Source organism: Crassaminicella thermophila (assembly GCF_008152325.1).
In the GTDB taxonomy this organism is placed as follows: Bacteria; Bacillota; Clostridia; order Peptostreptococcales; family Thermotaleaceae; genus Crassaminicella_A; species Crassaminicella_A thermophila.
This window is the reverse complement of record NZ_CP042243.1, coordinates 152,980-167,611: the sequence shown is the minus strand read 5'-3', so window position 1 is coordinate 167,611 and position 14,632 is coordinate 152,980. Positions and strand designations below refer to the sequence as shown.

Annotated in this window: 12 protein-coding genes and 1 other annotated feature; of the genes, 2 read left to right on the top strand and 10 right to left on the bottom strand. The window is 32.0% G+C overall.

All coding sequences use genetic code 11. The annotated features are described in order from the left end of the window. Positions 1-61: 61 nt before the first annotated feature. The 7 genes from FQB35_RS00740 to FQB35_RS00710 form a co-directional block, all read right to left on the bottom strand. Positions 62-865 carry an HAD family hydrolase gene (locus FQB35_RS00740; protein ID WP_148808089.1) on the bottom strand — a complete coding sequence of 268 codons (804 nt, stop codon included), beginning with the start codon at positions 863-865 and terminating at the stop codon, positions 62-64. Positions 866-868: 3 nt separating this feature from the next. After that, entirely contained in the window at positions 869-3,352 is a 2,484-nt protein-coding gene (locus FQB35_RS16525; protein WP_148808088.1) for a phosphoribosyltransferase, read from the bottom strand. After that, entirely contained in the window at positions 3,303-4,493 is a 1,191-nt protein-coding gene (locus FQB35_RS00730) for an HpcH/HpaI aldolase/citrate lyase family protein (protein ID WP_148808087.1), read from the bottom strand. The genes FQB35_RS16525 and FQB35_RS00730 overlap by 50 nt, the downstream gene beginning before the upstream one ends. 157 nt (positions 4,494-4,650) lie before the next feature. Continuing rightward, complete coding sequence (locus tag FQB35_RS00725) at positions 4,651-5,232, bottom strand: TerD family protein (RefSeq protein ID WP_148808086.1); 582 nt, start codon at positions 5,230-5,232, stop codon at positions 4,651-4,653. Between the two features lie 34 nt (positions 5,233-5,266). Further along, positions 5,267-5,881: a TerD family protein gene (locus FQB35_RS00720; protein ID WP_148808085.1), complete on the bottom strand. Its 615-nt coding sequence runs from the start codon at positions 5,879-5,881 to the stop codon at positions 5,267-5,269. Between the two features lie 114 nt (positions 5,882-5,995). After that, the gene (locus tag FQB35_RS00715; protein WP_148808084.1) at positions 5,996-6,676 is read right to left on the bottom strand and encodes a TIGR00266 family protein; all 681 of its coding nucleotides are present in this window, start codon (positions 6,674-6,676) and stop codon (positions 5,996-5,998) included. Between the two features lie 63 nt (positions 6,677-6,739). Continuing rightward, entirely contained in the window at positions 6,740-7,318 is a 579-nt protein-coding gene (locus FQB35_RS00710; RefSeq protein WP_148808083.1) for a TerD family protein, read from the bottom strand. A 232-nt stretch (positions 7,319-7,550) separates the two neighbouring features. Here FQB35_RS00710 and FQB35_RS00705 point away from each other — a divergent pair, with 232 nt between their 5' ends. Both FQB35_RS00705 and tyrS read left to right on the top strand, forming a co-directional pair. Next, a complete protein-coding gene (locus FQB35_RS00705; protein ID WP_231701832.1) occupies positions 7,551-8,621 on the top strand; it encodes a sodium:calcium antiporter in 1,071 nt (356 codons plus the stop codon). Positions 8,622-8,685: 64 nt separating this feature from the next. Beyond that, positions 8,686-8,885, top strand: a binding site (T-box leader). Positions 8,886-8,931: 46 nt separating this feature from the next. Continuing rightward, positions 8,932-10,158, top strand: a complete 1,227-nt coding sequence (gene tyrS / locus FQB35_RS00700) for a tyrosine--tRNA ligase (protein ID WP_148808081.1) — start codon at positions 8,932-8,934, stop codon at positions 10,156-10,158. Between the two features lie 80 nt (positions 10,159-10,238). Here the strand turns inward: tyrS and FQB35_RS00695 are convergent, their stop codons facing one another. The 3 genes from FQB35_RS00695 to FQB35_RS00685 form a co-directional block, all read right to left on the bottom strand. Further along, positions 10,239-11,414 carry a class I SAM-dependent methyltransferase gene (locus FQB35_RS00695; RefSeq protein WP_148808080.1) on the bottom strand — a complete coding sequence of 392 codons (1,176 nt, stop codon included), beginning with the start codon at positions 11,412-11,414 and terminating at the stop codon, positions 10,239-10,241. A 262-nt stretch (positions 11,415-11,676) separates the two neighbouring features. Continuing rightward, positions 11,677-13,119, bottom strand: a complete 1,443-nt coding sequence (locus tag FQB35_RS00690) for an NAD-dependent succinate-semialdehyde dehydrogenase (protein WP_148808079.1) — start codon at positions 13,117-13,119, stop codon at positions 11,677-11,679. Between the two features lie 12 nt (positions 13,120-13,131). Beyond that, entirely contained in the window at positions 13,132-14,523 is a 1,392-nt protein-coding gene (locus FQB35_RS00685; protein WP_148808078.1) for a sodium:solute symporter family protein, read from the bottom strand. Positions 14,524-14,632: the final 109 nt, after the last annotated feature.

The window sequence follows — 14,632 nt, the reverse complement described above, 5'->3', positions numbered from 1 at the left end:
CAGAAAAAAAACAAAAAAGCAGTTTATACTTTTTTGTTTTTTCATTTATTTTCCTGTATATTTATACTGGTTGTTTTATTAATCCATATATTTTTTCTAATATTTCTTCTGCTGCAAAAATCCCTTCTTTTTCTGTAAATGTTATATTTTGTATTGTTTCATAGGTTCGCTCATATTTTTTATATATTTCTCCATGGGGAGGCACTACTGCATAGTCAGCCATCTTTAACATTGGTAAATCTAAAAGTGAATCTCCTGCTGAAGCTACAAAATCTATATTTTCACGCATCTTTATATATTGAGTAGCCTCCCATTTGCATACACAACAGGGAACAAAGTATAGTTTTCTTCCTTGTAAAGATACTTTCCAATTATTATCTTCCATCCAATCTATAAAAGAATATAATACTTCCGGTACATACTCTGGATGTATTATGCAATAACTAAACAAATTATCCGCAACTTTTCTATTGATTACCCATTGATTTGATTCAATCTCTTCAAACTTTGATTCTACCTCTTTAAAAGATATACATTCTTCTTTTATTTTTTTCTGTATAATATTGTTCCACTCATAATCTATTTCCCCATTAATGAGTATATTTCCACCATTGCTGACAATTGCATACTTTGGGCGAATCTCTTCTTGAAAGAGAGAGATTCTTCTATATTGTTCTATAGTACGGGTTGTAACAGGTATAAATAATATTTCTTCAGAAAGCTTTTTAAGTCTTTTTATTGCTTTTTTAGTCATAAAGGATATTTCTTCTTTTCCCTTTGTTTCTATTAATTTTATCCCTTCATCATTTGAAACAAATTTTTTTGAATATATCAACGTTCGATCTAAGTCGCTTGCAAATATCATTATCTATTTCCCCTTTAAAGGTTTTATTAATCCACAACATTCATAAGTCATACTTGAATATATTTCAACAGGAACACATTTTTCTTTTGCTAAAAGCAAAATGTGTTTTAAGTTTGGATTTTCTTTCTTCTTTACAAGAATCTTCCATGGAACTCTTCTAAGTAACACTCTTGTAGTTTCTCCAATACCAGGTTTTATCAAGTTTATATCTTCTATTTTAAATTCCTTTTGAATTTTTTCAATATCCTTCAGTCCTGCCCATGTAGGATCAGAAGATATTTTAACTTGTTTATTTATGTCTTCTTCTACATTTTGAAATTCATTTGTAATTGTATCTATAAAAAATTTTGATACATCTTCTTCTTCTAATTCTTTATAATATTTTGCACCATGAAAATCATTAGGCCCTATCAAATCTTTTCGATGTACTGTTCGGCTAACTAACCCTGAAACTGTAGCATTTAAACATGCACTAGCAATTAAAAAATCCTCTCTTGTGCCAAAAGTAGATACACAACAGCCTGGATCTGCAAGTACTGCCAAATCATCATTTAAATAAATACCGTATTTTTCTTGAAAATCTTTACAAGCTTTATGAAGTACTTTTGTAATAGCTCCTTTTCCTGTCCAACCATCTACAAATTGAATTTCCTTGTTTGGATGATTTTTTAGAATATATTTTATAGCGTTTTCATCTATTCCTTTTCCTCTTATTATAGAAATACTATAATGAAAAACATTAATATTGTATTTATAAGCTATATAGCGCTTGATCAATATACCTATAGGCGTACCTGCTCTAGCTAGTGATGCAATAACAATGTCATATCCTCTATTCCTTAGTATCTTTTCAGCTACAACACCTACTGCTGTTGCTAATTTTTTTGCCGATTCCTTTAATGATGTATAGAATAAATCTATATATTCTGAAGAAGGCTTATATTCTATAGGAAGCATTTCTGAATAGTGTACTCCCTTTTGTATTGCTTCTTCACGCTCTTTCGTTCCTCTCTCTTCCATTACATTGCTAATATCCTTTAAAAGAAAAGTCACATCTTCTTTGTCATAGCTTCCCATTATTGAAGGATTAGAAATGTTATAATGTGAACATATAATAATAGTTATATTATAAATTCCTAACTGATTAAGCACTTTTATTAAAGGATTTAATCTCTCTTTTTCTACTTCTCTTTCTAAAAATAAAAAAAGATCATCATAATATCCATAAGGAATATTGTAAAGATAATTCATTACAGAAGGATCATCAAAGCTCTCAAACGAAAATGCATTTTTTACTCCATACAAAGCTTTATCATATGGATGAATAGGACTTCGAGTAGAAGAATGATATTTTACTCCTTCTCCCATATATGCAGCAATTTTCATAGGTATATACATAAACTCTCCGGTTCCAAGACAGAGCGTATTTTTTCCTTTTCTCATATTAGCTAAAATATTTCCTATTCTTTTACATTCTCTATCTATATAATCACGATCTTTGCTTGTAATCCCAAATCTAGCTGTTTCTTTCAAATAAGGGCTTGCATTTATCTGTCCTAATGTATTTTTAGAAGAAAATAATATACTTTTAAAAAATACTTCTTTTTCTTGTAATTTATAAATATTTATTACTGGATTTATATTATTTTTTACTGTTTTTTTATCATTAGCTTCTATATCTGTAATCGGTTTTCCTTCTACTTCAATAGAACCTGAAATAAGTGAAACAGTGTGCACTTTTATTCCTAAACTTTTTTCTAATTCTTCATATCTTTTTTTATCCTCATCAGTACGCCAATCAAGTATAGATACAATAGCATATTCCTTTCTTGGATAAGCTTTATGAATTGCTTTTATAATATTGATTGCTGTTTTTCCTGTCGTAATCTCATCATCTACCAATACAACAGGAGCTTTCGATGATAATAACTCTTTATCTAGCAGGTAAAGTCTATGCGTCGTTGCATGAGAATGTTCTTCTTCAAAATTAATAACGGAATCAAGGTTTATTATATTTTCCCTCGTAGTATGTATATATGTTGCATTTTTAGAAAAAGCATCATACACAGAATGCCCTAATGCAGTAGCTGTTTCTGCAAAGCCAATAAATATAGTTTGTTCTGGCAACTCTATATATTGTTCTTTAATTCTTTCATAAATGTATTTGCTATCTTCTTGATTAATCAACCCATCTATTATATCTTTTGTAAGAAAAGTATTTTCTCCATAAACCTCTTTCATATATTCTCTTGCTAAAGCCACTCCAGTTAAAAGTGAAGCATGAGGAAAAACAGGAATATGTTTTCCAAGTAATTTACTTACAAATAAAAATCCTCTTTTTTTATTTTTTCTTGCAGCCATTAAAAACAAGCTTTCTATTGGAATATTGTAATGATTTTTTGTAATATTTACTGTTACACATAAATCTTTTAATATATTATACGTATACTTTTTTGGTAAGTAAACTGGTAAAGTTTTGTCTTTCATGATACACCCCATATATTTTTGATTTTATCATAATTTTTTTTGCCCAATTTAAATGTGGTTTTATTTCATTCATTTTATTTTTATACTGGCTTTTCATAACACCAATACTGCCATCGTTATTTTCTATAATACTAGATGCATCCATATATTCTTCATGGCTTACTACATATAGAGACTGTACAGGTGTGATGTGGCTTGGATGAATAATAGTCTTTCCAATAAATCCATTTGCTTTATCTAAAAGTACTTCTTGAATAAGACCATCTAAATAAGCATCTAAAAGCTCCTTCCTAATTTCAATTCCTTCTGAACCATAAATATCTTCAAATGGACTCCTGCGTAATTGAGGCTTTAATACTCTATCCCCACTTGAAAAATATTCCCAAACTGGAGCTGATATAACATACTGACTACCTTCTCTTGCAAAACAATTTAATATATCTGCAATGCAATCCCGAATAACAGCTATATTATAAATAGTCATATCATAACCTCGCCTAATTCCAAACAGACTAGAAAAATCCGTTGCTCCCACTCGTATATTGAGTACCAATTCATTATAGTCATCTAATACATTCCTTATTTTACCTAATGACTGCATTCTTGTTTCCTTATAGATTATATCCGCTGTTTCAAAAATAGGCATACCATATAGCTTTTTTCCTAATATAGTATTTATCTTCTTTAAGGCTTCGAAAAAACCTGCTCCATTTTCATAAGAGAACTTTGGAAACACAAATCCTGTTAGTAATTTTATATCTTCTCCTATTTGGTCAGCCATGCTTAACATCTGCTCTTTATTCCTTACTCTTAAAAAAATAAGGGGAATATTTTGATCATCTATCTCCCCATTTTTTATTGCCAAAGATAATTTGTTAAAATGCCTACATACATATTTTTCTGCCTCTATAATTGCGTAATCTCCAATAGCATCTTCTAAACAGATAACCATAGACATTATTCCTGCATTCTTCTTAGTTATAATATCTTCTGCAATATTTTCCTTTGTAGCAGGCATATATAAAGTTGCACCCAATGTATAAGCAAGCAAATCCTTTGAGCTATCTCTACTAAAGTTCTGGGGAGGAGAATAAAAAATAGATTCTATTTCTTCAGGAGTTAAATAATTAAAATACCTCATCGTATATCTCCTTTATCTTTTTGAAAGATTCATTCCAATTTATGCTTATTAAAATTTTATCAAGAAAACTTATAAAACAAAATAAAAATTTTAAAAAAGTATTTACAAAATAAAAATAAACCCAAAACGCTTTATAAACGCTTTGGGTTTATTTTTCCTAGTCTACTTGAAGTCCATAATTTCTACAAAGCGCAGCCAGTCCTCCCTGGAATCCGCTACCAATTGCTTTAAATTTCCATTCTCCATTGTGGCGATAAATCTCACAAACAACAAGGGCTGTTTCAACAGAGAATTCTTCTCCTAAGTCATAACGAAGTATTTCTTCGTTTGTTTCTTCGTTTATAACACGAACATATGCATTAGATACTTGTCCAAAGTTTTGGTTTCTTTGTACTGCATCATGAATTGTAACCGCAATACCAATTGTATGTACGTGAGATGGGACTTTGTCAAATTCGATTTTTATTTGCTCATCATCCCCATCTCCTTCACCTGTTCTATTGTCTCCTGTATGAATAACTGAACCATTTCCACCTTCTAGGTTGTTATAGAAAACAAAGTCTTGGTCATATTTTACTTTTCCATCTTCTCCAGCTAAAAATGCTGAAGCATCTAAGTCAAAATCATATCCACCTGCATATTTATTTGTATCCCAACCAAGTCCTACAATAATTTTTTTAAGATTTGGGTTAGTTTTTGTTAAATCAATTCTTTGTCCTTTAGTTAAGTTAATAGCCATATATACTTCCCCCTCTGCTATTTCCTTATATTATTTATGTATATTTTTTTACGATCTCGCTCAGTGAAGCATCTTGAGTTCCTTCACCAATAGCAGCAAACTTCCATTCTCCATTATAACGATAAATCTCTCCTACAATCAAAGTTGTTTTGCCTGCATAATTGTCTGATAAATTGTATCGAATCAACTCTTGCATATTTGCACTATTTACAATACGAATATATGCATTTTGGATCAATCCAAAATCCTGCTTGCGTCTTATACAGTCATAAATATTTACCACAAATACTAACTTGTGAATATTTGAAGGAACAAGCCCAAGCTCTACAATAATTTGCTCGTCATCTCCTTCTCCCTCGCCTGTAAGATTGTCTCCTGTATGCACAACACTACCACAAGCACTTCTTAAATTCCCAAAATAGATAAGATCTTGTTTTTTAGCTAATTTTCCATTACCATCTAACATAAGCACTGATGCATCACAGTCAATATCTGCATTATTGCTGCCTCCACCAAAGAAGCTTGATAGGAAACCTCCTCCACTACTTTTCTCAACAGGATCCCATCCAAGTCCAACCATAATTCTCGATAGTCCAGCATTTCCCTTTGTTAAATCAATCCTTTGCCCCTTTTGTAAATTGATTGCCATGATTTTTCCTCCCTCAATAACAAAGTTCCCTTATTATCAAATTGAAAACAGGAAATTTTCTACATAATATTACTAATTCTAACTTTTTTTTAAAAATCCTGCTAAAACCTTTATTTATTTGGAAGAAGGAATAAATTGCCGAACCCATGAACCAAATCCACTAGGATTTCTACTTTGAATAAGCACTGTTCCAGGCCCTCTAAATCTGCAAACCAACCCTTCTCCAGAAGTAAAGCTTGAGATCCATCCCTTTGATGCTTTCTCAATACTATACTGCATATATTCCGGCCATGCTACTAAATGACTATTATCAATAATTACTTCTTCTTGATCAGGAATATTTATTGCATGGATCGCTCCAAGAGAATTTACAAAAACAGTACCTCTTCCACTTATTCTGACAATGAAAAAGCCTTCCCCTGAAAATAAACCTTTTGTTAAATTTTGCATCTGAGTTGATACTTCAATGTTTTGTGTAGCTGCCAAGAAACCATCTTTTTGTACACATAAACCATAAGAACCATCCAGTTCTATATCTACAACTCCACCAAGAGCAGATGGTGCTAATAAAACCTCTCCTGCTCCACGACTTGCTATAAGGGTTTGAAAGAAAAATTTTTCTCCTGCAAACATCCTCCCTAACCCTTTCATAAAACCTCCCTCTACACGTCCTTCTACATCTATTGTACTAGACATGGATACCATGGCTCCTGATTCTGCCTTTATCATTTCTCCTTTTTGCAATTTTATCTCAACTAATGGAAAAGCCTCTTTATAAAGTATTTGATAATTCAAGCTTATCACTCCTATAAAAAAGGCAGAGCCTAAAATAGCTCTCCCTTTCTAGATTTGATTTTATTAAATATTTATTCCAAAGCTTGTACAAAGGGCAGCTAATCCTCCTTGGAAACCACTACCAACTGCATTAAACTTCCATTCTCCATTATGACGATACAATTCTCCTACAACAACAGCTGTTTCAATACTAAAATCTTCTCCAAGATCATATCGAATTAATTCTTCACCAGTTGCTTCATTTAGGATACGAATAAAAGCATTCGAAACTTGTCCAAAATTTTGATTTCTTTCAGCAGCTTGATGAATAGTTACAGTAAAAGCAAGCTTATGTATATTGCTAGGTACTTTTGCTAAATCAATCTTAACTTGCTCGTCATCTCCTTCTCCTTCACCTGTTAAGTTGTCTCCAAGATGAACTACAGATTCTGCTGCATCCTTTAAATTATTATAAAAGATGAAATCTTTTTCGCTTGTAACTTTTCCATTCTCTCCTAGCATAAAAACAGCCGCATCTAAATCAAAATCATGTCCTCCATCATATTTGTTTGTATCCCAGCCTAATCCTACCAATACTTTTGTAAGACCAGGGTTTGTTTTTGTCAAATCAACTTTTTGACCCTTTTGTAAACTAATTGCCATCATAATACCTCCCTAATTATATTCTTGTCTATTTTTCAATAATTCTTTTTTTACGTCTAAATTCCTCCTATTTATAAAGTTTTTTTCAAATTTACAAAAAATATACCTCAGACAAACAACATCAACATTTGAAAAAAGAAATATGTAGTTGTGAAACCGGATACAAACTGATAAAATGTAATGTATGACAATCATTTTATGCAAACTCAATATTATCGAGGAGGGATATTGTTTGTTTAGTTGGATTAGTAATATTTGGATTGCTCTTGTCATGTTATTTGTTATGGCCTGGGTAATCAATCAAGCATCAGATAAGTTAGGTGATGTTTTACATGTATTGGGATTAAAACTGAATATACCAAACTCTGTAAGAGGTGCAACCTTCGATGCGATTGCCTCATCCTTTCCAGAGTTTTCAACAGCTATGATTGCTGTAATAGTGTATAAAGAATTTGCTGATGTAGGTGTTCCTACGATTGCTGGTTCAGGAATATTTAACATCTTGCTTATCCCTATGTTATCAATATTTGCTTATCAAGGAACTGATAAGTTAAAAGCTGATCGTTCAGGGGTTTACCGAGATATGTGTTTTTACACTATTAGTATTTTGACATTAGTCGCTACAACATATTTAGGAAAGTTTACACCTATTTCAGGGATTATCTTAATCTGTATCTATGCAGGGTATATTATAACTCTCTATCTTCAAACAAAAAAATATAGAAAAAATCTTACATTAGGCGAGCAAATTGCTGCAACAGCAGAATTAAAGCACGAACTTGAAGAAGAAGGTGAAGATGAAGATTTTATCGATATGCCTTATTCAAAAATATTTACTGTAATTGCAATCTCTATTGGACTGCTTTGGATTAGCTGTGATGCAATTGTACAATCAGCAATAGTAATCTCTAATACTTTCAATATACCAACCGTACTTGTTTCAGTAATCATACTAGCTGCTTGTACTTCTATTCCAGATACACTTTTATCTGTAAAATCTGCAAGACTGGGAGATGCAGATGGTGCAGTATCTAATGCAGTAGGATCAAATATATTTGACATTTGTATATGCTTAGGATTTCCTATGATTATAGCAGGAAAAGAAATTCCAGTAAGCTTTGGTGAAAATATTATAATCTTTGGTTTCTTATTACTATCAATGCTTACTACAGCAGGTTTACTTCTTAAAAAAGATGGCGTAAGCAAAAAAGATGCATCAATAATGGCTATTGTTTATGGATTGTTTATTCTTTATGTAGTCGGTGTGTCAATTGGTTTAATTCCATTAAATTTCCTTGCATAAAAAATTTTTCATCACCTTGTAATAACCCTCATATTTATGTTAATATAGGATAAAATAGTTATATAGAAAGACGTTGAAAGAGCCTAGTAGTCCCCATGGTTACAAAAAAGAGAGTAGACTGGCTGGTGAAAAGTCTACAGTACATGGCAAGATGAATTACACTCTGGAGTTTCGAAGCCAAAAACTTCGACGGTTCCCACTCGTTATCGTGGATTGAGGCTTTATGCGAATTAAGGTGGTACCACGGGCTTTCTCGTCCTTATGATGAGATAAGCCCTTTATTTTTTATAAAAATAAAGGAGGTTTTAAAGTGAGCAATGTTTTTGATGTACTAAAAGAACGTGGTTTTATCCAACAGACTACCCATGAAGATGAAATTCGAGAGCTTCTTGGAAAAGAATCTGTTACATTCTATATTGGTTTTGACCCTACTGCTGATAGTTTACATGTAGGACACTTTCTTCAAGCGATTACTATGATGCACATGCAAAAAGCTGGACATAGACCTATTGTATTAATCGGTGGTGGTACAGCAATGGTTGGAGATCCTACAGGCAAGACAGATATGCGAAAAATGATGACCCCAGAAACCATCAATCACAATGCAGAGTGCTTTAAAAAGCAACTTTCAAAATTCCTAGATTTCTCAGAAGGAAAAGCAATTATGGTAAATAATGCAGATTGGTTAATGAACTTAGAATATATTCCTTTCTTAAGAGAAATTGGAAAGCACTTCTCTGTAAATAGAATGCTTACAGCAGAATGTTTTAAAAGCCGTATGGAAAAAGGTTTATCATTCCTTGAATTTAACTATATGATTATGCAGTCTTATGACTTTTTAGAATTACACAGAAAATATGGATGTAAGATGCAATTAGGTGGAGATGACCAATGGTCTAATATTCTTGGCGGTGTTGACCTTATTCGAAGAGTAGAAAGCAAACCCGCTTATGGTATGACTTTCACACTTCTTACCACAAGTGAAGGTAAAAAAATGGGCAAAACAGAATCAGGAGCTATTTGGCTTGATCCTGAAAAAACATCTCCATATGACTTTTATCAATACTGGAGAAATGTTAATGATGCAGACGTTGAAAGATGCTTATCTCTTCTTACATTCCTACCAATGGATGAAGTAAGAAGACTTGGAAGCTTAGAAGGCGCAGAAATCAATAAAGCAAAAGAAATTTTAGCCTTTGAAGTAACCAAATTAGTTCATGGTGAAGAAGAAGCAAAAAAAGCACAAGAAGCTGCAAGAGCACTATTTGGAAAAGGACCTGCAAGTGAAAATGTGCCTTTTACAGAAATTCCACATTCTGAATTTGCAGAAGGAATGAACATTATGACATTACTTTCAAAAACAAACTTAATCCCATCTCGAAGTGAGGGACGTCGTTTGATTCAACAAGGCGGTATATCAATCGATGGTGAGAAGGTAAGTGATATTCAGCTTATAATTAAAGAATCAGATTTTAAAGATGGTACTTTAATGATAAAAAGAGGTAAAAAGGTATATCATCAGGTAAGATTAGTATAGATAAAAAGCTATCCAACCTTGTGGATAGCTTTTATTTTTATGTATATACTGTTGATAAATTTATATATTAATTCAATTTATCAACAATAATTATTAAGCTTTTTGGCTAATTTTTCTCCTAACCCCTTTTCAAAATAAGGAGAAACTCCCCAAAATGCTTTAAATCTTTTATATTCCTCAATAGCATTTTTAGATATCTTATTTGTTCTTATTGCTCTAATTAATAAATTTTTAGGTGTATGCTCAAGATCAATAAACTCTAAAATCTGTGTAGAGTAACCCATAATTTCTAATATATTTGCTCTTATGCTATCTGTAATTAATGCAGACATTCTTTCTTTAATAATGCCATGTTTCTCGAGTGGTATCATAATTTCATTATGTATCTGTTTTAATAACTCATGCTGACAGCAAGGAACAGACAAAATAACATCTGAATTCCACTCTATTGCTTTTATCAATGCAGCATCTGTTGCTGTATCACAAGCATGAAGGGTTACTACCATATCCACCTTATCTACCCCTTTAAAATGTTCAATATCTCCTAGCATAAAGGTTAAATCATCATATCCTAAATCTTTTGCAACCTTATTACAGTGATTTATAACATCTTTTTTTAAATCCAACCCTATAATTTTCACTTTAAGCTTTAATATATTCACAAGATAATGATAAAGAGCAAAAGTTAAATAAGATTTTCCACATCCGAAATCAATAATATTTATAATACCCTTTTTCTTTAAATTAGGTACTACATCAGCAACCATTTCCAAAAAACGATTTATTTGACGAAACTTATCAAACTTTGTAGCCAACACCTTTCCTTTTTCATTCATAACTCCTAATTTGATCAAAAATGGATTGGGCTCATTTTCAGGTATTATATAGTTCTTCTTTCTATTATGTGCTAAATTTTCTTTTTTCTTTGTAGGTTGTTTTTTTAATATCTTTACTTTAAATTTTTTACTAATTAGAATCTGATAGTCTGCTTCACTCGTATAAGCTTGTCCCTGTTTAAATTTTTCAAATAATATCATTACTTTTTTAATCATATCATTAGTATTTAAATTTTCATGAGTCACTTTTTTCTCATATGTATATGTAAACTGATAGACAAGCTCTCCTTTTAATAATATAGGGCGAATGGTCACTTTATGAAAGCTATCTTTGTCTTTTTTTCGAATATTACTTAAAACAAAATAGATAAGTGATTGTTCATTAGTAATACTTTCTAGTAGTTTCTGTATATTATCCATATAAAAAATCTTCCTTTCGCTTAGACTTATCACGTATAAATAATCAACATTTGAGAAAGGAAATATAAAGACACGTGAATGACTTTGATAACTTTTGCTAAAAAAACTTACTGAAATTACATGAAAAAATACGTTAAAAACCTTCATTGTTTGAACGAACGTGAGTTTTGAAGGTTTAGTATTTTTTCATGTAATGAAGTTTAGTTTTTTCAAAAGTTGTCTTGGAATAAACGTGTCTTTATATTTCATTTTGAAGTTAAATTTATAGCCCTATGGATAAATATTTTGTTTCTAAGAAAGCATCCATTCCATGATGGCCACCCTCACGACCAATACCGCTTTCTTTCCATCCTCCAAAAGGTGCTTGTACTTCAGATGGTGAACCATCATTTAGTCCCACAATCCCATATTCTAATTTTTCTGAAACACGAAGTCCTCGAGATAATGACTCTGTAAATACATATGCAGCAAGTCCATAGTTAGTATTATTTGAAGCTTTAATAACTTCTTCTTCCGTTTTAAATGTTATAATTGGAATCACTGGACCAAAAGTCTCCTCATACATAACGCACATATTTTCTCCTACATTCGATAAAATCGTAGGAGCATAAAAATATCCCGCATCCTCATTATTTCCTTGATGGAATCCTTCTCCTCCTGCTTCAATTGTAGCTCCTTTTTCTACTGCATCTTGAACATGGCGTGATACCTTTTCAAAGCTATTTTTATCTATAAGAGGTCCTATGGTTACATCCTCCTCTAAACCATTTCCAATTTTGCATCTTTTTAATTTGTCTTTTAATTTTTCAACAAAGGCCCCTACAACATCTTCATGTACATAAAATCGATTCGATGCCATACAGATTTGTCCACAGTTCAATAATTTTGATGCGAAAACTCCTTTCACTGCCTTATCTAAATCTGCATCATCAAACACAATAAATGGTGCATGTCCTCCTAATTCTAAAGATACACGCTTTATTGTATCTGCTGATTGTTTCATGAGTATTTTTCCTACCTCTGTAGAACCTGTAAACGCAATTTTTCTTACTCTATTATCCTCCATAATTGTTTTTCCAATTATTACAGGATCTCCTGTAACAATATTAACAACACCCTTTGGAAACCCTGCTTTTTCTATAAGTTCTATTATTTTCATAGCAGTAAGCGGTGTCTGTTCTGCAGGCTTTAGCACTACAGTACAACCAGCAGCAAGAGCAGGTGCAATCTTTCTTGTAATCATAGCAGCTGGAAAATTCCAAGGAGTTATAGCTGCCACTACACCAACAGGTTGTCTTAACACCAAAATCTTTGTATTCTTTCTAAATGCAGGAATGGTTTCTCCATAATTTCTCTTTGCCTCTTCTGCATACCACTCTACATAGCTTGCAGCATATCTTACTTCTCCAATTGCTTCTTTTAGTGGTTTACCCTGCTCCTTTGTCAAAGTTTCCGCAATATCCTTTTGGTTTTCTAACATAAGTTGAAATAATTTATTTAAATATCTTGCTCGTTTATTAGCAGGTAATATTGACCATTCTTCAAAAGCTTTATAGGCTGCATCAATAGCTTTTTTTGTTTCTGCTTCCTTAGCATTAGGTACAGTTCCTACAATCTCACCTGTTGCTGGATTTATTACTTCAATCTTTTCTTCTTGATCTGCCTCTATCCATTCTCCATTAATATATAATTTGTATTCCTTCATCTTTTCGCCTCCTTAATGATATACCTCACTTTCTTTCTTAAAGAAAACAGACCCTCCTACTAATAGTATAACACTACTCCCTAGACCAATGTATAGAGAGTTCATATTGGTTATATGAAATACTCCCCATAATACTGAAATAATAGGTGCAACTATAATAGTTAAAAAACCTGCACGTTTACTTACTTTTTCTTTAAAATATAGTGCCCCTAATAAAGGAATAAATATAGTTGTTCCCCTTAGAGCCATTGATAAGAATCCCCACTCTAATATAATAGAATCTAAATTACTAAATACCATAAGCATGGTCAACATAGATATGATGCATACAGAAATTCTTAAAACCAACAATTGCCTTTTATCCCCTGCTTTTGGATTAATACATTTTACATAAATATCCCGATTCATCATAGTACTGATTCCTAAAGTTAAGCCTGCTCCCGTACCAATAACAGATATAATCAATGTTGCAATGGTAATTCCGCCAATCCAGGGATTAAGATATGTAAGAATGAAAGTAGGAAGAGCTTCTTTTGGCATAATTTCTGGATGTGCTGCTCGCATATATAAACCAATCAAGGTGCATATAAATCCTACAGGTGGAATCAATAATGCAGAAATATAAGCACCTTTTCTTGATTCTTTTTCATTTTTTCCTGAAAACATGGCTTGTAAATAGGTTTGAGTCGATGTAATCCCAACAACCATAGAAAATCCCTGTGCAATTCCTGCATAGATCCCATCACTAAATAAATTAAACCATGGTTCTTTTGGAAACGCTTTTGTAAGTCCGCTTACTCCATGGAAATATTTATATGTGATAATCCCACTAATGATTAATGTAAAATATAACAAAGCTGATTTTACAATCCCCACCATACTCGTACCTAAAAATCCTCCAAAGAATATATAAGATATAATTAACCCGATAGTTATAAACACTGCCAATATAATTCCTACATGAAATATAGAAGTTAGTATGGCTACTGCTGAAAGTACTTGCCCTGTAATATGCATAAATATAGCAATAGAAGTAATAATACTTGCAGCAACCCCTGCATATACACCATAAGTTCTAGCTAAAAATTGAGAAACCGTATCTACTTCTGCTCTTCTTAAAGGTCCTGCCATAAATAATCCTAAAAATAAACAGGCTATACTTGAACCAAGCGTAAACCACATAGCGTTTAATCCCTTTTGAAAAGCCAATTGTGCTGTACCTATTGTTGAAGCTCCTCCAACAATAGTAGCAACAATACTGCCAGCTACATAAGTCCCATTTAGCTTCCTGCCTCCTACAGCAAAATCCTGAGATGAGCTTATCTTCTTTGTCGTATGGTAGCCTAAATAAGATACAAACAAAAGTGTTGCAAAGGTACTAAAATAATGAATAGGAGTAATCATATCACCATCTCTTTTCTATATTACTTTTTATTCTTATTTTACCATTGTTTTACATGTTATGATAGAACAGCTTCTCTTTTTTTCATTTTTCCTAAAATCCAACCATATG